The 18,444-nt window shown below is 62.0% G+C and carries 20 protein-coding genes; 12 read left to right on the forward strand and 8 right to left on the reverse strand.

Features of this window, described 5'->3' with window-relative positions; genetic code table 11:
- The first annotated feature begins 31 nt into the window (after positions 1-31).
- The 10 genes from ACIPHN_RS07595 (at position 32) to ACIPHN_RS07640 (ending at position 10,053) form a co-directional block, all read left to right on the forward strand.
- Positions 32-814: an AzlC family ABC transporter permease gene (locus ACIPHN_RS07595; protein WP_400434850.1), complete on the forward strand. Its 783-nt coding sequence runs from the start codon at positions 32-34 to the stop codon at positions 812-814.
- Positions 811-1,134: an AzlD domain-containing protein gene (locus tag ACIPHN_RS07600; protein WP_400434852.1), complete on the forward strand. Its 324-nt coding sequence runs from the start codon at positions 811-813 to the stop codon at positions 1,132-1,134. The genes ACIPHN_RS07595 and ACIPHN_RS07600 overlap by 4 nt, the downstream gene beginning before the upstream one ends.
- 134 nt (positions 1,135-1,268) lie before the next feature.
- Positions 1,269-2,459 carry a phosphoglycerate kinase gene (locus tag ACIPHN_RS07605; RefSeq protein ID WP_400434854.1) on the forward strand — a complete coding sequence of 397 codons (1,191 nt, stop codon included), beginning with the start codon at positions 1,269-1,271 and terminating at the stop codon, positions 2,457-2,459.
- Between the two features lie 216 nt (positions 2,460-2,675).
- Positions 2,676-4,109 carry a pyruvate kinase gene (pyk, locus tag ACIPHN_RS07610; protein ID WP_400434856.1) on the forward strand — a complete coding sequence of 478 codons (1,434 nt, stop codon included), beginning with the start codon at positions 2,676-2,678 and terminating at the stop codon, positions 4,107-4,109.
- A 27-nt stretch (positions 4,110-4,136) separates the two neighbouring features.
- Positions 4,137-5,201, forward strand: coding sequence for a class II fructose-bisphosphate aldolase (gene fba / locus ACIPHN_RS07615; protein WP_400434858.1), 1,065 nt, complete (start codon positions 4,137-4,139; stop codon positions 5,199-5,201).
- An 86-nt stretch (positions 5,202-5,287) separates the two neighbouring features.
- Complete coding sequence (locus ACIPHN_RS07620; RefSeq protein ID WP_400434860.1) at positions 5,288-6,184, forward strand: phosphoribosylaminoimidazolesuccinocarboxamide synthase; 897 nt, start codon at positions 5,288-5,290, stop codon at positions 6,182-6,184.
- Between the two features lie 5 nt (positions 6,185-6,189).
- Positions 6,190-6,687 carry a 5-(carboxyamino)imidazole ribonucleotide mutase gene (gene purE, locus ACIPHN_RS07625; RefSeq protein ID WP_400434862.1) on the forward strand — a complete coding sequence of 166 codons (498 nt, stop codon included), beginning with the start codon at positions 6,190-6,192 and terminating at the stop codon, positions 6,685-6,687.
- Positions 6,684-7,898 (forward strand): 5-(carboxyamino)imidazole ribonucleotide synthase, encoded by a 1,215-nt coding sequence (locus ACIPHN_RS07630; protein WP_400434864.1) that lies wholly within the window; start codon positions 6,684-6,686, stop codon positions 7,896-7,898. Before purE ends, ACIPHN_RS07630 begins: the two co-directional genes overlap by 4 nt.
- 15 nt (positions 7,899-7,913) lie before the next feature.
- Positions 7,914-8,954, forward strand: a complete 1,041-nt coding sequence (locus ACIPHN_RS07635; protein ID WP_400434866.1) for an L-threonylcarbamoyladenylate synthase — start codon at positions 7,914-7,916, stop codon at positions 8,952-8,954.
- A 349-nt stretch (positions 8,955-9,303) separates the two neighbouring features.
- On the forward strand, positions 9,304-10,053 hold the full coding sequence (locus tag ACIPHN_RS07640; protein WP_400434868.1) for an OmpW family protein: 750 nt from the start codon (positions 9,304-9,306) through the stop codon (positions 10,051-10,053).
- 65 nt (positions 10,054-10,118) lie between these two features.
- Here ACIPHN_RS07640 and ACIPHN_RS07645 read toward each other — a convergent pair whose 3' ends face one another.
- Positions 10,119-10,628: a flavin reductase family protein gene (locus tag ACIPHN_RS07645; RefSeq protein ID WP_400434870.1), complete on the reverse strand. Its 510-nt coding sequence runs from the start codon at positions 10,626-10,628 to the stop codon at positions 10,119-10,121.
- A gap of 199 nt (positions 10,629-10,827) precedes the next feature.
- On the opposite strand from ACIPHN_RS07645, the gene msrA reads away from it, so the two are divergent.
- Positions 10,828-11,361: a peptide-methionine (S)-S-oxide reductase MsrA gene (msrA, locus tag ACIPHN_RS07650; protein WP_400434872.1), complete on the forward strand. Its 534-nt coding sequence runs from the start codon at positions 10,828-10,830 to the stop codon at positions 11,359-11,361.
- Positions 11,362-11,426: 65 nt separating this feature from the next.
- Here msrA and ACIPHN_RS07655 read toward each other — a convergent pair whose 3' ends face one another.
- From ACIPHN_RS07655 to purB, 6 genes are all read right to left on the reverse strand, one after another.
- The gene (locus ACIPHN_RS07655; RefSeq protein ID WP_400434874.1) at positions 11,427-12,632 is read right to left on the reverse strand and encodes a class I SAM-dependent methyltransferase; all 1,206 of its coding nucleotides are present in this window, start codon (positions 12,630-12,632) and stop codon (positions 11,427-11,429) included.
- Positions 12,633-12,692: 60 nt separating this feature from the next.
- Entirely contained in the window at positions 12,693-13,328 is a 636-nt protein-coding gene (gene pdxH, locus ACIPHN_RS07660; protein ID WP_400434876.1) for a pyridoxamine 5'-phosphate oxidase, read from the reverse strand.
- Positions 13,329-13,541: 213 nt separating this feature from the next.
- Entirely contained in the window at positions 13,542-14,117 is a 576-nt protein-coding gene (locus ACIPHN_RS07665; RefSeq protein WP_400434878.1) for a YceI family protein, read from the reverse strand.
- A gap of 95 nt (positions 14,118-14,212) precedes the next feature.
- Positions 14,213-14,776 (reverse strand): YceI family protein, encoded by a 564-nt coding sequence (locus ACIPHN_RS07670; protein ID WP_400434880.1) that lies wholly within the window; start codon positions 14,774-14,776, stop codon positions 14,213-14,215.
- A gap of 48 nt (positions 14,777-14,824) precedes the next feature.
- Positions 14,825-15,349: a cytochrome b gene (locus ACIPHN_RS07675; RefSeq protein WP_400434882.1), complete on the reverse strand. Its 525-nt coding sequence runs from the start codon at positions 15,347-15,349 to the stop codon at positions 14,825-14,827.
- Positions 15,350-15,658: 309 nt separating this feature from the next.
- Positions 15,659-17,026, reverse strand: a complete 1,368-nt coding sequence (gene purB, locus ACIPHN_RS07680; protein WP_400434884.1) for an adenylosuccinate lyase — start codon at positions 17,024-17,026, stop codon at positions 15,659-15,661.
- Positions 17,027-17,238: 212 nt separating this feature from the next.
- Here purB and ACIPHN_RS07685 point away from each other — a divergent pair, with 212 nt between their 5' ends.
- Positions 17,239-17,853 (forward strand): glutathione S-transferase family protein, encoded by a 615-nt coding sequence (locus ACIPHN_RS07685; protein WP_400434885.1) that lies wholly within the window; start codon positions 17,239-17,241, stop codon positions 17,851-17,853.
- Positions 17,854-17,931: 78 nt separating this feature from the next.
- Here the strand turns inward: ACIPHN_RS07685 and bfr are convergent, their stop codons facing one another.
- On the reverse strand, positions 17,932-18,411 hold the full coding sequence (gene bfr / locus ACIPHN_RS07690) for a bacterioferritin (RefSeq protein WP_198982949.1): 480 nt from the start codon (positions 18,409-18,411) through the stop codon (positions 17,932-17,934).
- Between the last annotated feature and the right edge of the window lie 33 nt (positions 18,412-18,444).

The following is an 18,444-nucleotide window of genomic DNA, read 5'->3' on the forward strand; positions in this document are numbered from 1 at the left end:
TTCGTTCAATCAAGCGCAAAACGGAACAAGAATGCAGAAGGAGACAGGCGAGGCCGCCTCAGGGGACTGCCACAGTCCGGGGAGCGATCCACGCCACATCGAGAAGCAGGCCTTCCAGGAAGGCTGGCGCGCCAGTGCCTCGACCATCCCGGCAGTGCTGGCCTGGGGCATGGTATCGGGGATGGCCATGGTCAAGTCGGGCATGAGCATCTTCCAGTCGCTGGGCATGAGCCTGCTGGTCTATGCCGGTTCGGCCCAGTTTGCGGTGCTGCCGCTGCTGGCGGTGGGGACGCCGCTCCTGGTGGTGTTCTTCACGGCGATGATCGTGAACCTGCGCTTTGTCATCTTCTCCGCCGCCGTGGCGCCGCATTTCGAGCATCTGCCCTGGTATCGCCGCATCTGGTACGGTTTTTTCAACGGCGATATCTCGATGGCCTTCTTCCCGCAACGCTTCCCACCCTCTACCTTCGGCCAGCCGGCGGGCAAGATCGGTTATTTTGCCGCCATCTGCTATCCCGGCTGGGTGGCCTGGCAACTGGGCGCGACCATCGGCATCCTGCTGGCCAGCCAGATCCCGGAGAGCTGGAACATCGGTTTTGCCGGCACCCTGGCCCTGATCGCCATCATGATCCCGATGACCAGCAATCTGCCAGCGCTGGCCGGGGTGGTGGTGTCGGGCACGGTGGCGGTGCTGGCCCTGGGCTTGCCCTACCGGCTGGGTTTGCTGGTGGCCATGCTGCTGGGCATGGCGACGGCCTTGCTGGTCGATAAATTGCTTCCCGGTAACGACAAGGGCGAGGGAGTCGCTGCATGAGCGAATGGTATGTCTGGGCCGCCATCATCCTGATGACCTTGTCGACCCTGCTCACACGCAGCGGCTTCTTCCTCTTCGGCCATGCGGTCAAGCTGCCGCCGCGCCTCAAGCACGCCCTCAGCTATGCGCCGGCCGCGGCTATGGCGGCCATCGTCATTCCTGACCTGGCGGTCTCGCGCGACGTCATCGACATCAGCTTGGCCAATCCGAAGTTGCTGGCCGGCATCGGTGGGGCGGTTTTCTTTGCTGCGACGCGGCATCTGTTGGGAACTATTGTGGCCGGAATGGCACTCTTTACAGTGTTGCGCTGGATGTTGTGAAGTTGCCGACAACGCCGGCCAGGAATCGCCTCAATAGGCCATTCCAGCCGCCCGACCCGCCAAAAAGCCGTCTGGAGAGGGTCAGGCTGGAGTAAAATACGACGTTTTTCGCCCCCTTCTCCGAATTCCTACCTATGAAATTCAACCGACTGAGCGACCTGATTTCTGCCAACCAATTGCAAGGCAAACGCGTCTTCATCCGCGCCGATCTGAACGTACCGCAGGATGATGCAGGCAATATCACCGAAGATACGCGCATCCGCGCTTCGGTACCGGCCATTCGCGAGGCCCAGAAGGCAGGCGCTGCGGTGATGGTCACTTCCCACCTGGGTCGCCCGGTGGAAGGCGAGTTCAAGCCCGAGGATTCGCTGGCCCCGGTGGCCAAGCGCCTCTCCGAGCTGCTCGGTTCGGAAGTCAAGCTGGCCGCCAACTGGGTCGACGGCGTGGACGTGCAACCCGGCCAGGTGGTACTGCTGGAAAATTGCCGCCTGAACAAGGGCGAAAAGAAGAACAGTGACGAGCTGGCGCAAAAGATCGCCAAGCTCTGCGATATCTATGTCAATGACGCTTTCGGCACCGCTCACCGCGCCGAAGCCACCACCTACGGCGTGGCCAAGTTCGCGCCGGTGGCCTGTGCCGGCCCGCTGCTGGCGGCCGAATTGGACGCCCTGGGTAAGGCCCTGAACCAGCCGGCCCGTCCGCTGGTGGCCATCGTGGCCGGTTCCAAGGTCTCGACCAAGCTGACCATCCTGAAGACCCTGGCCGCGAAGGTGGACAACCTCATCGTTGGCGGCGGTATCGCCAATACCTTCATGCTGGCTGCCGGCCTGAAGATCGGCAAGTCCCTGGCCGAGCCGGACCTGGTGGATGATGCCAAGGCCATCATCGAGCTGATGGCCAAGCGCGGCGCCTCGGTACCCATCCCCACCGATGTGGTGGTGGGCAAGGAATTCTCCCCGACCGCCGTGGCGACCGTGAAGGATGCCAAGGACGTGGCCGACGACGACATGATCTTTGACATCGGCCCGCAGACCGCAGCCGCCCTGGCCCAACAGTTGGGCAGTGCCGGCACCATCGTCTGGAACGGCCCGGTGGGCGTGTTCGAGTTCGACCAGTTCGGCGGCGGCACCGAGACCCTGGCACGCGCCATCGCGGCCTCGCCGGGCTTCTCGATTGCCGGTGGTGGCGACACCCTCGCTGCGATCGCCAAGTACGACATCGCTGACAAGGTCGGCTATATCTCCACCGGTGGTGGCGCTTTCCTGGAATTCCTGGAAGGCAAGACCCTGCCGGCCGTGGAGATCCTGCTGCAACGCGCGCAATAAGCGCAATAGATAGGCATAACGGCGAAGCATGAACGGCGCCGCGCCTGCCGGGCGCGGCCCCTTGAGCCTGGCAGTATCCCGGATTCTGAGTCTGAAGCATCAACAAGATGGACGCGCAGGAGACGCGCGTTCGGGGCGGAAGCTCTCCGCCTGAACGGCCCTGCATCGGGCCGGGCAGCGGGCTTCTTCATCTACAGTCGCAACCAGAAGGTTTTCATGTCCAGAGCAACAAAAATCGTCGCTACCATCGGCCCCGCGTCCAGCGACCGCGAGACTCTTACCCGCATGATCCGCGCCGGCGTCGACGTCGTGCGCCTCAATTTCTCCCACGGCAAGCCGCAAGACCACATCGACCGCGCCAGCCTGGTGCGCGAAGTGGCCGACGAGTGCGGCAAGAAGGTCGCCATCATGGCCGACCTGCAAGGTCCGAAGATCCGCGTGGGCAAGTTCGAGCAGGGCAAGGTGATGCTGGCCAACGGCGACAAGTTCATCCTCGACTCCGATTGCCAGATGGGCAACCAGGAACGTGTGGGCCTGGACTACAAGGCCCTGCCGCGCGACCTGCGCGGCAATGACATCCTGCTGTTGAACGACGGCCTGATCGTGCTGAAGGTCGAGCGCGTGCTGGGCAACGAGATCCACACCGTGGTCATGATCGGTGGCGAACTGTCCAACAACAAGGGCATCAACCGCCAGGGCGGCGGCCTGTCCGCGCCGGCGCTCACCGCCAAGGACATGGACGACATCAAGACCGCCATGAGCTTCCAGGCCGACTACGTGGCCGTGTCCTTCCCCAAGAACGCCACCGACATGGAAATGGCGCGCCAGCTCTCCAACGTGGCCGGCGAGCCCTTCGGCCACAAGCCGATGATGATCGCCAAGATCGAGCGTGCCGAAGCGATCCCGCTGCTGCAGGAGATCCTCGACGCCTCCGACGGCATCATGGTGGCCCGTGGCGACCTGGCCGTGGAAGTGGGCAACGCTGCCGTGCCGGGTCTGCAAAAGCGCATGATCAAGATGGCGCGCGCCTCCAACAAGCTGACCATCACCGCGACCCAGATGATGGAGTCCATGATCGTCAATGCCGTGCCGACCCGCGCCGAAGTCTCCGACGTGGCCAACGCCGTGCTCGACGGCACCGACGCCGTGATGACCTCGGCCGAGACCGCCTCCGGCAAGTATCCGGTGGAAACCGTGGAAGCCATGTCGGCCATCTGTATCGAAGCCGAGCGTTCGGACAACGTGCAGCTGGACGCCGATTTCCTGAACCTGCGCTTCACCCGCGTGGACCAGTCGATCGCCTATGGCGCCCTGTTCACCGCGCACCACCTGCGCGTCAAGGCCATCGCCGCGCTCACCGAATCCGGTTCGACGGCGCTGTGGATGAGCCGTCACAACATCGATATCCCGATCTTCGCGATCACCCCCAATGTCGCCACCCGCCGCAAGGCCTCGCTGTTCCGCAACGTCCATACGCTGGAACTGGCGCAGTGTCCCGACACCGAAGCCATGTTGAAGGGCGCCCAGGATCTGCTGCTGGCGCAAGGCGCGGTGCAGAAGGGAGACCTGGTCGTGGCCACCTGGGGCGAGCCCATCGGCCAGGTCGGCGGCACCAATGCGCTGAAGATCCTGCGCGTTGGCGAGTACTGATTTTTTCATCGTTCTGGAGTTTTCATCATGCCTCTCGTATCCATGCGTCAATTGCTGGACCACGCAGCCGAAAACGGCTACGGTCTGCCAGCATTCAACGTCAACAACCTGGAGCAGGTCACCGCCATCATGGAAGCGGCCAACGAAGTTGGTTCGCCGGTGATCATGCAAGCCTCGGCCGGCGCCCGCAAGTACGCCGGTGAAGCCTTCCTGCGCCACCTGATCTCGGCGGCCGTGGAAGCCTATCCGCATATCCCCGTGGTGATGCACCAGGATCACGGCCAGTCGCCGGCCGTCTGCATGGCCGCCATCAAGTCCGGTTTCTCTTCCGTGATGATGGATGGCTCCCTGGAAGCCGACGGCAAGTCGGTGGCCAGCTACGAGTACAACGTCGAAGTCTCGCGCAAGGTGGTCGAGTTCTCGCACGCCATCGGCGTGACCGTCGAAGCCGAACTGGGCGTGCTGGGTTCGCTGGAAACCATGAAGGGTGACAAGGAAGACGGCCACGGCGCCGACGGCACCATGACCCGCGAACAGCTGCTCACCGACGTGAACCAGGCTGCCGACTTCGTCAAGGCCACCCAGTGCGACGCACTGGCCATTGCCATCGGTACCTCGCACGGCGCCTACAAGTTCTCGCGCAAGCCCACCGGCGACATCCTGGCGATCGACCGCATCAAGGAAATCCACGCCCGCATCCCCAACACCCACTTGGTGATGCACGGTTCGTCGTCCGTCCCGCAGGAACTGCTGGCCGAGATCCGCGAATTCGGCGGCGACATGAAGGAAACCTATGGCGTGCCGGTCGAAGAGATCCAGGAAGGCATCAAGCACGGCGTGCGCAAGATCAACATCGACACCGACATCCGCCTGGCCATGACCGGTGCGATCCGTCGCTACCTGGTCGAGAACCCCTCCAAGTTCGACCCGCGCGATTACCTGAAGCCTGCCCGCGAAGCGGCCAAGCTGGTGTGCAAGGCACGCTTCCTGTCCTTCGGTTGCGAAGGCCAGGCAGGCAAGATCAAGCCGGTCTCGCTGGAAAAGATCGCCGAGAAGTACAAGAGCGGCGAACTGGCACAGATCGTCCAGTAAGCGCTGAGAAGCCAGGCGCTGGCACTAACCGACCGGAATCGCCCTGAACATGGCGGTTCCGGTTTTTGACTTTACGGAAGACCACCATGAGCAGTCTGTACAAATCCTCGATCACTTCCCTGCCGCTGTTGGGCACTGGCAAGGTCCGCGAAAACTACGCTGTCGGCGACGACAAGTTGCTGATCGTGACGACCGATCGCCTGTCGGCCTTCGACGTCATCATGAACGAACCGATCCCCGGCAAGGGCAAGGTCCTGAACCAGATGAGCGATTTCTGGTTCGACAAGCTCGGCCACATCGTCCCCAATCACCTCACCGGCGTGGATCCGGAATCGGTGGTGAGCCCGGCCGAAGTGGAACAGGTGCGCGGACGTGCCGTGGTGGCCAAGCGCCTGAAGCCCATCCTGGTGGAGGCCGTGGTGCGCGGCTACATCATCGGCTCCGGCTGGAAGGATTACCAGGCCACCGGCGCGATCTGCGGCATCCAGCTGCCCGCTGGCCTGCAACAGGCCTCCAAGCTGGAACAACCGATCTTCACCCCGGCCGCCAAGGCTGACCTGGGCGAGCACGACGAGAACATCAGCTTCGAGGAAACCGAGAAGCGCATCGGCACCGAGCTGGCGCACAAGATCCGCGACGTCGCCATCCAGCTCTACAAGGAAGCCGCCGACTACGCCGCCACCCGCGGCATCATCATCGCCGACACCAAGTTCGAATTCGGCCTGGATGACAATGGCGTGCTGCACCTGATGGATGAAGTGCTGACCGCCGACTCCTCGCGCTTCTGGCCGGCCGACAGCTACCAGGTCGGTATCTCGCCGCCGTCGTTCGACAAGCAGTTCGTGCGCGACTACCTGGAAACCGTCGACGGCTGGCAAAAGACCCCGCCGGCGCCGCCGCTGCCGGCTGACGTCATCGACAAGACCGGTGCCAAGTACCGTGAGGCGCTGGAGCGCCTGACCGGCAACAAGCTGAAGGACTGAAGATCATGAGCGATACCGTCAAGCCCCTGGTGGGCGTGGTCATGGGTTCGTCGTCGGACTGGGAGGTGATGCAGAATGCGGTCACCATCCTGAAGGACTTCGGCGTGCCCTTCGAAGCCCAGGTGATTTCCGCGCATCGCATGCCGGACCAGATGTTCGCCTATGCCGAGAGCGCCCGCACGCGCGGCCTGCGCGCCATCATCGCCGGTGCCGGCGGTGCCGCGCACCTGCCGGGCATGATCGCGGCCAAGACCATCGTGCCGGTGCTGGGCGTGCCGGTGCCTTCCAAGTATCTGCGCGGCGAGGATTCGCTGTTGTCCATCGTGCAGATGCCCAAGGGCATTCCGGTGGCCACCTACGCCATCGGCGAAGCGGGCGCGGCCAATGCGGCGCTGTCGGCCATCGCCATGCTGGCCACCACCGATGCGGCGCTGGCTGAGAAGCTGGAAGCCTTCCGCAAGACCCAGACGCAAGTCGCTCTCGACATGAAGTTGCCTGTATGACCTCGCAGTTTGCATCCTCTTCGGCGGCCCCCCGTGCCGCCGTGCCTTCCACCACCCCCGCCACCTGGCTGGGCGTGATGGGTGGCGGCCAGTTGGGCCGCATGTTTGCCCACGCCGCACAGAGCATGGGTTTCAAGGTCGCCGTACTGGAGGCCGATGCCGACTGTCCGGCCGGCCAGGTCGCCGATCGCCTCATCAACGCCGCCTATGACGACGCTGCCGCCCTGGCCGAGCTGGGCAAGCTGTGCGCCGCCGTGACCACCGAGTTCGAGAACGTCTCGGCGCAGAGCCTGGCCACGCTGGCTGGCCAGACCTTCGTCGCACCGGCTGCCTCGGGTGTATCGATTGCGCAGGACCGGACTGCCGAAAAGGCTTTCTTCACCGAATGCGGTTCGCATTCGGGCGTGCTGCCCGCGCCGCATCTGGTGATCAACAGCGCCGCTGATATCGATGGACTCGATGCCAGCCTCTTGCCCGGCATCCTCAAGACCGCCCGCATGGGTTACGACGGCAAGGGCCAGGTGCGCGTGCGCTCTGTGGACGACGTGCGCAGCGCCTTCGCCGGCATGAAGGGCGTGACCTGCGTGCTGGAAAAGATGCTGCCACTGGCCTACGAGGTCTCGGTGCTGGTGGCCCGTGGTCACGATGGCCAGGCGGTGGTCTATCCGATCGCCGAGAACGTGCATCGTGACGGCATCCTCTTCACCACCACCGTTCCCGGTCCCAACATCAAGGCCGATGCCGCCGCGCGCGCGCAACAGGCGGCGCTGCAGATCATCGGCGCCATGCAGTACGTGGGTGTGCTGTGCATCGAATTCTTCGTGCTGGAAGATGGCACGCTGGTGGTCAACGAGATGGCACCGCGTCCGCACAACAGCGGCCACTACACCATCGATGCCTGCGTCACCAGCCAGTTCGAGCAACAGGCCCGCGCCATGGCGCGCCTGCCGCTGGGCGATACGCGCCAGCATTCGCCGTCGGTGATGTTGAACATCCTGGGCGATGTCTGGTACGAAGATGATGGCGATGCGCAACGCGAGCCGGCCTGGGATCAGGTACTGGCGCTGCCGGGTGCGCACCTGCATCTGTATGGCAAGGCCGAAGCCCGTCGTGGCCGCAAGATGGGACACGTCACCTTCACCGGTGCCACGCTGGAAGCCGCGCAGCAGCAACTGGCTGCGGCCTGCGCCATTCTCGGCATTGCGCTGTAAGGCCGGGACAGGGCGATGAACGAGAAGAGCACTTCCTCCGCAATGCATATCGATGCCGCGGCCATCATGCATGCCGCCCGCAAGCTGGAGCAGGGCGGCCTGGTGGCGTTTCCCACCGAGACCGTCTACGGCCTCGGTGGCGATGCCGAGAACCCGGCCGCGATTGCCGCCATCTATGCGGCCAAGGGACGTCCGGCCAATCACCCTGTGATCGTGCATGTGTCGCCTGAGGCCGATATCGGTTATTGGGCGGCGTCGGTGCCGGTGCAAGCGCGTCGCCTGATCGCCTCCTTCTGGCCGGGGCCGTTGACCCTGATCCTCAAGCGCGCCGCGCACATTCCCGATGCCGTGGCCGGTGGCCAGGATTCGGTGGGGCTGCGTTGTCCTTCGCACCCGGTGGCGCAAGCCCTGTTGCGTGAATTCCGTGGCGGCAAGGGCGGCATCGCCGGTCCCTCGGCCAACAAGTTCGGCCACGTCAGTCCGACCACGGCCGAGCATGTGCGCGAGGAATTCGGCAGCGATGCCGACAGCCTGGTCGATTACGTGCTCGACGGTGGCCAGAGCGAAGTGGGCATCGAATCGACCATCGTCGATCTCTCCCGCATCGATACACATGGGCCGGTGCTGCTGCGTCCCGGCCAGATCAGCGCCGACCGTATTGCGGCGGTGCTGGGTGTGCCCCTGTCCAGCCCCGATGCCTCCGCGCCGCGTGCTTCCGGTACGCTCGACGCGCACTATGCGCCGAACACGCCGGTGGTGCAGGTTGGCCCGGATGCGCTCCCGCAGGTGCTGGAGAAGCTGGCCGCAGCTGGCAAGAAGGTGGCCCTGATCTGCCGCCTGCAGACATCCCACGTCGTCGCCGTGACGCGACCCATGCCCGAGGCGGCCGATGCCTATGCCCATGATCTCTATGCCGCGCTGCGTGACATGGATCATGCCGGCGTCGACATCATCGTCGTGGAAGCATTGCCGGTGTCGGGGGAGTGGCAGGGCGTCAATGACCGCCTGCGCCGAGCTGCCTTCGACTCGCAAGGTTTGCTGTCCAGCCTGAGCTGATCCGGACATCCTCTGGCGATCCGTTCCCGGATCGCCCCTTTCCCTTCCCACAGATTGATGTCGCCAGGCCCGTACTGACTTTGCGGTCAGTACGCGGTTGTCAAAAGAAGACAAGCACGATCGTGCTCTTCACAACTTCTATACAAACTGTGACAAAGCTGGCATAGTATCCCCACCGAATAGCACGCGCGTTCTTTTTGTTTCGCCAGCGTAAATCGGGGCGGACTTTTGGTTAAGCTCAGTTACGTTAAAAAATGAAAAACGGTAACCAGCCGTGAAGATAGATCCCGTCACACGCCAGCGTCGGGAATAAAAATCCGGGCACAGCCCGCAACTCTTGGAGACAGCAATGCAGAAACAAATTTCCTTCTTGCCCAAAATCGCCGCACTGTCCGTGATGGCAGCCTTCGCTGCCCCGGCCATGGCGCAAAGCGCTGGCAGCAATATCGTCAACGTCGGCTGGTTCCACCTGGCACCGCAGGATTCCAGCGATGTCCTGACCAAGAATGACGGTGTGGGTGCGGGTCCGATCGCGGGTTCGGGTTCGACCATCTCCAACGCCGATACCCTGGGTGTGGCGTTCACGCACTTCTTCACCGACAACTTCGCACTGACCACTGACCTGGGCATTCCGCCTACCTTCAACCTGAATGGCACGGGTACCATTGCCGGCGTCGGCCAGATCGGTAGCGCCAAGCAATGGAGCCCGGCCATCGTGGCCAAGTGGTATTTCGGCGATGCCAACAGCAAGTTCCGTCCCTTCGTGGGCGCTGGTGTGAGCTATGTCTGGTATGACAGCATCCAGCTCAACAGCGGCTTCCAGCAAGCCCTCTCCAGCAAGTACACCGGTGGTGCAGTGACCACCGCCAGCTCCAGCGCCAACCTGAGCTCGTCCTGGGCACCGGTGCTGAACCTGGGTGCGACCTACAACTTCGACAAGAACTGGTCGGTGTCGCTGTCGGTCTCCTATGTGTCGATCAAGACCAATGCCGACATCACCACCAACCTGCCTGCAGCTGCCGGTGGCACCACCCACTCCAGCACCAGCCTGACGATCAACCCGATCGTGAGCTTCCTGTCGGTGGGCTACAAGTTCTAAGCAGCCTCGTCGCAGAAAAAAAAGCGCCCGATCGGGCGCTTTTTTGTTTTGGGAGCGGGCCGCTTTCAGAACGTATCGGTCTTGGTGAAACGGCCGTTGTGGAACACCAGCGCGGCTTGCGGATCGACCTCGCAATGCTCGACCTCGCCGACGAAGATGACGTGATCGCCTTCCGGATACTGGCTGCGGTTATGGCATTCGAACCAGGCCGATACGCCGTCGAGCACCGGCTGGCCGGTGCGCGAAAACGAATAGGCGACACCCTCGAAGCGGTTCTCCATCTTGCTGGCGAACTGCTGCGCCAGGTGGGCCTGGTCGGCACTGAGGATATTGATGACGTAATGCGAATTGCCCGAGAAGACCGGCATGCTGTTGGCCTTGGTCCCCAGGCTCCACAGCACCAGCGGCGGATCCAGCGAGACCGAGTTGAAGGAGCTGGCCGTCAATCCCAGGAGCGTGCCATCGGCCAGCCGCGTGGTGATGACGGTGACACCGGTGGCAAACTGGGACAGGGCCTGGCGGAAATGCGCGGCGTCGAACTGACGCGTCTCGGTGCGCGGAAAACGTGTGTTCATCGGAAATCTGGGATGGCTGTGGGCACGTCGCGCCATCACATTGCATTGATGACGGGCCGACGTATGAATATGCACATGATAACGGATACCGCTGACTCTTGCCGCTGGGGTGGCGAACGCCAGCGGCCAGATAGGCCGCACGTAGCCTGGCGTTTTGGGTTAGAGTTTCACCCAGAGCAACTCGAAACGGGAGATCATCATGGCCAAGGAAATTGCAGTCCTGGGCGGCGGCTGCTTCTGGTGCCTGGAAGCGGTGTACCAGCAGGTCCGGGGTGTGGAGTCGGTGGAATCCGGCTACACCGGTGGCAGCGTTGTCGATCCCAGCTATGAGCAGGTGTGCACGGGCCAGACCGGGCATGCCGAGGTGGTCAAGCTGGCGTTCGATTCCCAGCTGATCAGTTATCGCGAGATCCTGGAGATCTTCTTCACCATCCACGATCCCACCACGCTGAATCGTCAGGGCAATGACGTCGGCACGCAATACCGTTCCGTCATCTACTACCAGGACGAGGCCCAGCACGATATGGCCAGGCACGTCATCGCCGAGATGGCGCTGGTATGGGATGCGCCCATCGTCACCGAACTGGCGGCGCCTGCGCCTTACTACAAGGCCGAGGATTATCATCAAAACTATTTCCAGCAGCATCCCTTCCAGGGCTACTGCGCCTTCGTGGTCGCGCCCAAGCTGGCCAAGTTCCGCGAGGTGTTCGCCGAGAAGAGCAAGCCGGAGTAAGTGCGGCACGCAAAAAAAACGGGCATGCCATGGCATGCCCGTTTTTTTTGTGGCGTGGCGCAGGTCTAGTGGTGATAGATGTAGTTACGTGACCACGGCAGCGTCTGCGCGCTGCTGGCAGCCTTGGTGCAGACCACCTGATACAGCGAGATCCAGTCGCGCTCGAAACCATAGGCGCTGCCGGCCAGGTAGACACGCCAGATGCGGTAGTGCTTTTCGTCGGTCACGCCGTGGATGGCATCGGCATTGGCTTCGAAATTGTCGGCCCAGATGCCGCACGTGCGGGCATAGTGACGCCGCAGGTTCTCGACGTCGAAGGCTTCCAGGCCGCCTTCCTGCATGGTCTTGAGCACGGTGCTGATATGCGGAAGTTCACCGGCCGGGAACACGTACTTGTCGATGAATTCCCCCGCGCCGTAGGGTGACTCGCCGTTGTCGATGTCGGTGGAGGTGATGCCGTGATTCATCGCCATGCCGCCGTCGGCCAGCAGGGCATGGATCTGGCGGAAGTAAGCCGGCAGGTTCTTGATGCCGACGTGCTCGAACATGCCTACGCTGGTGATGCGGTCGAAGGTGCCAGTCACGTCGCGATAGTCCTGCAGGCGGATCTCGATGCGGTCCGACAGGCCAGCGCGCTCGACCCGCTCGCGCGCCAGGGCATACTGGTTCTTGGAGAGTGTCACGCCGACGCAGCGCGCACCGTACTTCTGGGCTGCGCGCAGGACCAGCGCACCCCAGCCACAGCCGATATCGAGCAGGGTCTGGCCCGGCTTGAGCTGGATCTTCTCCAGGATGTGGTCGATCTTCTTGATCTGCGCCGTGGCGAGGTCTTCATCGCCGTTCTCGAAGTAGGCGCAGGAATAGACCATGTTCTCATCCAGGAACAGCTTGTAGAAGTCGTTGGAGACGTCGTAGTGGTACTGGATGGCTTCGGCGTCGCGCTTCTTGGAGTGGGTCACGCTGCGCACCATGCGCCCCAGCCGGCCCTCGGCCTTGAGGGTGTTGGCGGCCAGCGCATTGGCCACGCTGATGATGTTCTTGACCTTGCCTTCGACCTCGATCTTGCCTTCGACATAGGCTTCGCCGAGATTGGCCAGGGAGGGTGACAGCAGTGAGGTGATGGCTGATACGTGGGGGACCTTCAGGGTGACCTCGGGCGTGCCCGTGCTGAAGTCGTATTGCTGTCCGTTCCACAGTACCAGCCGCAGTGGCAGGGCCGATACGTTGCGAATGTTTTCTACCCAGGCGTCAAGCTTCTTTTCCCAAAACACGATTTTCCTCCGCGTTAGTGACGTGAATGCTTAACAGCCCTGCCAGGCGTTGAAGTGTCGTCAGGGCTGCAGGCGCAGTCGCTGCCATTGCCCGTTGCCGTCGCGTGTGTAGAGCACGCGGTCGTGCATGCGAGAGGGGCGGCCTTGCCAGAATTCAATGCGTTCGGGAATGACACGATAGCCGCCCCAGTGCGCGGGACGGGAAGGATGCTCCCCGAATTGCTGCTTGGTTGTTTCGTACTGCCGTTCAAGCGTCTCGCGGTCGGCCACGGACTGGCTCTGGTGCGATGCAATCGCTCCCAGCTGGCTGGCCAGCGGGCGACTGTAGAAGTAGGCGTCACTTTCTTCCTGGCTGACGCGCTCGATCTTTCCTTCGATGCGAACCTGGCGTTCAAGTTCGACCCAGTGGAACAGCAGGGCGACATAGGGATTGTCGATCACGTCGACGCCCTTGCGGCTGTCGTAATTGGTAAACCACGTAAAGCCTTGCTGGTCGAATTGCTTGATCAGCACGATGCGCGAGGATGGTCGTCCATCGCGTCCGACCGTGGCCACGCTCATGGCGTTGGGCTCAGGAATCTGTGCCTTGCTCGCCTCGTCGAACCAGAGGGCAAACTGGTCGATCGGATCGGCGGCGGCATCGAGTTCGGACAAACTGGCGCGGCTGTAGTCTTTACGTAGGTCTGCTAACGACATGCTACTTGCTCCTTGGGGAACGGCGCTAGATTAGCGCGTTTTTAAAAGTTTTGCAGGGCAGCAAAACGGCGAATGCGAGCCATTGTGCGGCTTACGGAGGGATTTCTCCATGATCGCAAGCAAGGCGCGCAAACAAAAAAAGCCGATGCATTATCGCATCGGCTCTCCCGGATTGCCCGGGGCCGGCCCACAGGCTGACCCCTGACAGGCGGATCAGTTGGTCTTGATGGCTTCGACCTGGATGGCCAGCTTGGTCTCGGTGTTGAAACCGTACTTGGCACCGTAGTCGACACCGAAGTCGGCGCGGTTGAAGGTGGCCGAGGCATCGGCGCCGCAGACTTCACGCTTGAGCATCGGGTGCTGGATGCAAGTGAACTTGTTGATGGTCAGGGTCACCGGCTTGGTCACGCCGTGCAGGGTCAGGGTGCCTTCCACGGAGGCCGGCTTGTCGCCGTTGAACTTGATGGCCGTGCCCTTGTATTCGGCGGTCGGGTACTTGGCGACGTCGAACATCTCGGCGCTCTTGGCGTGGTCGTTCATCTTGCCCATGCCGAAGTCGATCGAGGAGGCGTCCACCACGATGTCGACGGTACCGGTCTTGGCGGCGCGATCCAGGGTCACGGTGCCGCTGCTCTTGGTGAACTTGCCACGCCACACCGACACGCCCATGTGGTCAGCTTCGAAGCTGGGATAGGTGTGGTTGGGATCGATGGTGTAGTTGTCGGCAGCGGTGGCGGATGCAGCGGTGCCAGCGGCAACCAGGGCGAGCAGGAGGTGGTTCAGTTTCATGTGATTCATTTCCTTGAGGTGAGAAAAACGCTGGGAAAGCCCGCCTGGCGGCGGGACGTTCTGGCGCGGAAAAACTGTTTTATGTCTTGCGGGAATTACTGGGCAACGATGTGGAACTTGATGGAGACTTCATCAGCCACCATGCCGGTGTCTTTCCATTCACCTTCGCCGATGTTGTAGGTCAGGCGCTTGATGGGCAGCACGCCGTCAAAGACCTGGGTCGCACCGTCCTTCTTCACGGTCAGCGGGAAGCTGACATCGGTGCTCTTGCCCTTGATGGTCAGCTTGCCGCTGACATCGAACTTGCCACCGGCCGCCGGCTTGATGCTGCTGGCCACGAAGCTGGCCTTGGGGAACTGGGCGGCGTTGAACCATTCCTTCTTCAGCACTTCCTTGTTGTACTCGGCTTCACCCAGATCGAAGCTGGTGATGTCGATGTCCACGCTGGCTTTGCCCTCGGCCGGCTTGGCGGCATCGAAGTCGATGGTGGCGGTGAATTTCTTGAACTTGGCGTCCACCGGCACGTTGAGTTGCTTGAAGGTGGCGCCGACGCTGCTCTTGGCGGCATCCACCTTGAGCGGGGCAGCGTGGGCGGCGGCAGCCAGGGAAGCGGCGGCCAGCGCCAGCAGGGTTGGTTTGATGAAGCGCTTGAGGGTCATATCGGGTTCCGTTGAAAAACGAGCACTGTGAAGAAATCGGCCTGCTGCTCAGGGCAGCATGCGCCGCAAGATATTGTCACGATCGATGAATTGGTGCTTGAGTGCGGCCAGGACATGCAGCACGAAGGCCGCCAGCATGGTCATGTTGAGCAGGTAGTGCAGCTCCTTGAGCAGGGGCTTGAGTTCCGGATTGGGGGCCATCAGCACCGGCAGCGGCAGCACGCCCAGGTAGACCACCGGCACGCCCGCCGAGAGGCTGTAGAAATAGCCCGAGACGGGAATGGCGAACATCAGGGCATACAGGCCCAGGTGCAGCCAGTGGGCGGCAGATTGTTGCCATTGCGGCATGTGCGCCGGATAGGCCGGCGCCTTGTGCGTCAGGCGCCAGAGCAGGCGCAGGCAGGCCAGGGCCAGCACGGTCACGCCCAACCATTTGTGCCAGGAGAAATACTTCAGCTTGGTCGGCGTCAGACCGGGGATATTGACCATGGTCAGGCCCAGGCCAAAGGCCGAGATGATCAAGAGGGCGATCAGCCAGTGCAGCAGGACGGCGGGTTTGGTATAGCGTTCCATATCGAGGCGTAGGGTGGGTGGCGTTTGGAGCGGCTGGCTCTGCATTGGTTCTGCAGTACGGGCGGGCAGCCGGGCATCATGGTCATCGTGGAGGATGAATCATGGTGCATCGCATCATGCCACTCTTTTCAAAATGATGAGTATAAAGAGCTTTGGACGTCCGTATTACTTGTTTGATTGGGAGTTCAGCCGTCCGCTTTTGCGAGTAATCACTTGGCGTCGGGGCAAAGAAAAATGGCGCACATTGCTGTGCGCCATTGCATGTCCGCCCGGGGGCGGCGTCAGTCCTGATCAGGACCGGTGTGTAGCTCAGATCTGCTTGGCCAGTTCCACGGCGGTGCCGATGTAGTTGGCGGGGGTCATGGCCAGCAGGTGGTCACGGGCTTCTTGCGGGATGGCCAGGCCGTTGATGAAGTCACGCAGGGCCTCCTTGGAAATGCCCTTGCCGCGGGTCAGTTCCTTCAGCTGCTCGTACGGATTCTCGATGCCATAGCGGCGCATCACGGTCTGCACCGGCTCGGCCAGCACTTCCCAGGTGGCGTCGAGGTCGTCGGCCAGGCGTTGCGGGTTCACTTCCAGCTTGTTCAGGCCGCGCAGGCAGCTGTCATAGGCCAGCAGGGTGTAACCGAAGCCCACGCCGATGTTGCGCAGCACGGTGGAGTCAGTCAGGTCACGCTGCCAGCGCGACACGGGCAGCTTTTCGGCCAGGTGCTTCAACACGGCGTTGGCCATGCCCAGGTTGCCTTCGGAGTTCTCGAAATCGATCGGGTTGACCTTGTGCGGCATGGTCGAGGAACCGATTTCGCCCGCCTTGGTGCGTTGCTTGAAATAGCCCAGGGAGATGTAGCCCCAGATATCGCGGTTCAGGTCCAGCAGGATGGTGTTGGCACGCGCCACGGCATCGAAGAGCTCGGCCATGTAGTCGTGCGGTTCGATCTGGATGGTGTAGGGATTGAAGACCAGGCCCAGGCGCTGTTCCACGACCTGCTTGGAGAAGGCCGCCCAGTCGGTCTGCGGATAGGCCGACAGGTGGGCGTTGTAGTTGCCCACGGCGCCATTCATCTTGCCCAGGATCTCGACGGCGGCGATGCGCTTGGCAGCGCGTTGCAGACGCGCCACGACGTTGGCCACTTCCTTGCCCAGGGTGGTCGGGCTGGCCGGCTGGCCGTGGGTGCGCGAGAGCATCGGCACGGCAGCGTGTTCGTGGGCCAGTTCGGTCAGCTTGGTGATCAGGCCTTGCAGCGAGGGCAGCAGCACGGTGTCGCGCGCGGCCTTCAGCATCATGCCGTGGGAGGTGTTGTTGATGTCTTCGGAGGTGCAGGCGAAGTGGATGAATTCGGAGGCAGCCACCAGTTCCGGCACGTCCTTGACCTGTTCCTTGAGCCAGTATTCCACGGCCTTGACGTCGTGGTTGGTAACGGCTTCGATTTCCTTGATGCGGGCGGCATCGGCCTCGGTGAACTCGGCGGCCAGCTTGTCGAGCAGTGCGCGGGCATTGGCCGAGAACGGCTTGATCTCGGCAAAGCCGGCTTCGGACAGGGCTTGCAGCCAGGCAATCTCGACCTTCACGCGATGGTGCATGAAGCCCGCTTCAGACAGCAGCGGACGCAGTTTATCGGTCTTGGAGGCGTAGCGGCCGTCCAGCGGGGACAGGGCCGAGAGAGCAGAGAGGGACATGATGGAAACGGATGAGATGCGTTGACTGAAGATTGGCGAGTTTTCGGTAGCATTGCACCAAAACCCGAATCGCCTGAGGCCGGCATTTTACCATTGGCGGGCCGGCCAGCCCAGTTTTCCCGTCTGTTGCTTTCCGTTCCATGAATATCCGTTCTGGAATTTGTCAGGAAATGCGAATGTTATAATCAAATCAGATAAAACTTCCAAACGCTATGCTAAAACTCATCGGCTCCAATGCCAGTCCCTTCGTGCGCAAGGTGCGCGTCGTGATGGCCGAAAAAAAGATCGATTACGAATTCATCCTGGAAGATGTCTGGAGCGCATCGACCACCATCCAGCAAAGCAATCCGCTGGGCAAGGTGCCGTGCCTGCTGATGGATGATGGCGGTGCCATGTTCGATTCGCGGGTGATCGTCGAATACCTGGATACCCTCACCCCGGTGGGCAAGCTGTTGCCGCCCAATGGCCGCGAGCGCGCCGAGATCAAGTGCTGGGAAGCCCTGGCCGATGGCATGCTGGATGCGGCCGTGCTGGTGCGCCTGGAAAAGACCCTGCGCCCGACCAAGCAGCAGAGCCCGGAATGGATCAAGCGCCAGTGGAGCAAGGTCGAGGCATCCCTGAAGGCGATGGCCGAGGGCCTGGGAGAAAAGCCCTTCTGCGTCGGCAATCACTACACCCTGGCCGACGTGGCGGTATGCTGTGCGCTGGGCTGGCTGGCGTTCCGCTTCCCCGACCTGGCCTGGCGCGAGGATTACCCGGAGCTGGCACGCCTGTTCGACAAGGTCTCCGAACGGGTTTCCTTCAAGGATACCGTGCCGCATATCTGAAGGTAACGGCTTGCCGGTCGCAATGAAAAAAGCGCGCTCTTGTGGAGCGCGCTTTTTATTTGCCGATCGCGGCCGGGTTTATTCCTCGGCGGGCGACATCTGGCTCTGCAGGTAATTCTGGATACCGACCTTGTCGATCAGGTCCAGCTGCGTTTCCAGCCAGTCGATGTGCTCTTCGGTATCGTCCAGGATCATCAGGAACAGGTCGCGGGAGACATAGTCGCCATGCTGTTCGCAGGTGGCGATGCCTTCCTTGACGGTCTTGTGGGCGGCCTGTTCCAGCTTCAGGTCGCACTCGATCATTTCCTTGGTGTTTTCACCGATCATCAGCTTGTGCAGCGCCTGCAGATTGGGCAGACCGTCCAGCATCAGGATGCGGTCGATCAGCTTGTCGGCATGCTTCATCTCGCCGATCGATTCGGCGTATTCCTTGGCGCCGATCTTGTCCAGGCCCCAGTGCTTGTACATGCGGGCATGCAGGAAATACTGGTTGATGGCCGTGAGTTCGTTGGTCAGTTGTGCGTTGAGCAACTTGATGACTGCGGGATCGCCTTTCATGGGGGACACCTCTCAAAAAATATGGAAGAAAGA

It is taken from the genome of Herbaspirillum sp. NPDC087042 (assembly GCF_044745245.1).
In the GTDB taxonomy this organism is placed as follows: Bacteria; Pseudomonadota; Gammaproteobacteria; order Burkholderiales; family Burkholderiaceae_D; genus Herbaspirillum.

Excerpts from the sequence above, each read along its gene's own strand:
- ACIPHN_RS07595 (WP_400434850.1), top strand. The coding sequence starts at position 32 with ATGCAGAAGGAGACAGGCGAGGCCGCCTCAGGGGACTGCCACAGTCCG.
- purB (WP_400434884.1), bottom strand. The coding sequence starts at position 17,026 with ATGTCCCTCTCTGCTCTCTCGGCCCTGTCCCCGCTGGACGGCCGCTAC.
- ACIPHN_RS07665 (WP_400434878.1), bottom strand. The coding sequence starts at position 14,117 with ATGAAACTGAACCACCTCCTGCTCGCCCTGGTTGCCGCTGGCACCGCT.
- ACIPHN_RS07645 (WP_400434870.1), bottom strand. The coding sequence starts at position 10,628 with ATGAACACACGTTTTCCGCGCACCGAGACGCGTCAGTTCGACGCCGCG.
- pyk (WP_400434856.1), top strand. The coding sequence starts at position 2,676 with ATGTCCAGAGCAACAAAAATCGTCGCTACCATCGGCCCCGCGTCCAGC.
- ACIPHN_RS07600 (WP_400434852.1), top strand. The coding sequence starts at position 811 with ATGAGCGAATGGTATGTCTGGGCCGCCATCATCCTGATGACCTTGTCG.
- ACIPHN_RS07605 (WP_400434854.1), top strand. The coding sequence starts at position 1,269 with ATGAAATTCAACCGACTGAGCGACCTGATTTCTGCCAACCAATTGCAA.
- ACIPHN_RS07635 (WP_400434866.1), top strand. The coding sequence starts at position 7,914 with ATGAACGAGAAGAGCACTTCCTCCGCAATGCATATCGATGCCGCGGCC.
- ACIPHN_RS07670 (WP_400434880.1), bottom strand. The coding sequence starts at position 14,776 with ATGACCCTCAAGCGCTTCATCAAACCAACCCTGCTGGCGCTGGCCGCC.
- msrA (WP_400434872.1), top strand. The coding sequence starts at position 10,828 with ATGGCCAAGGAAATTGCAGTCCTGGGCGGCGGCTGCTTCTGGTGCCTG.
- pdxH (WP_400434876.1), bottom strand. The coding sequence starts at position 13,328 with ATGTCGTTAGCAGACCTACGTAAAGACTACAGCCGCGCCAGTTTGTCC.
- purE (WP_400434862.1), top strand. The coding sequence starts at position 6,190 with ATGAGCGATACCGTCAAGCCCCTGGTGGGCGTGGTCATGGGTTCGTCG.
- fba (WP_400434858.1), top strand. The coding sequence starts at position 4,137 with ATGCCTCTCGTATCCATGCGTCAATTGCTGGACCACGCAGCCGAAAAC.
- ACIPHN_RS07675 (WP_400434882.1), bottom strand. The coding sequence starts at position 15,349 with ATGGAACGCTATACCAAACCCGCCGTCCTGCTGCACTGGCTGATCGCC.
- ACIPHN_RS07630 (WP_400434864.1), top strand. The coding sequence starts at position 6,684 with ATGACCTCGCAGTTTGCATCCTCTTCGGCGGCCCCCCGTGCCGCCGTG.
- ACIPHN_RS07640 (WP_400434868.1), top strand. The coding sequence starts at position 9,304 with ATGCAGAAACAAATTTCCTTCTTGCCCAAAATCGCCGCACTGTCCGTG.
- ACIPHN_RS07620 (WP_400434860.1), top strand. The coding sequence starts at position 5,288 with ATGAGCAGTCTGTACAAATCCTCGATCACTTCCCTGCCGCTGTTGGGC.
- ACIPHN_RS07685 (WP_400434885.1), top strand. The coding sequence starts at position 17,239 with ATGCTAAAACTCATCGGCTCCAATGCCAGTCCCTTCGTGCGCAAGGTG.
- bfr (WP_198982949.1), bottom strand. The coding sequence starts at position 18,411 with ATGAAAGGCGATCCCGCAGTCATCAAGTTGCTCAACGCACAACTGACC.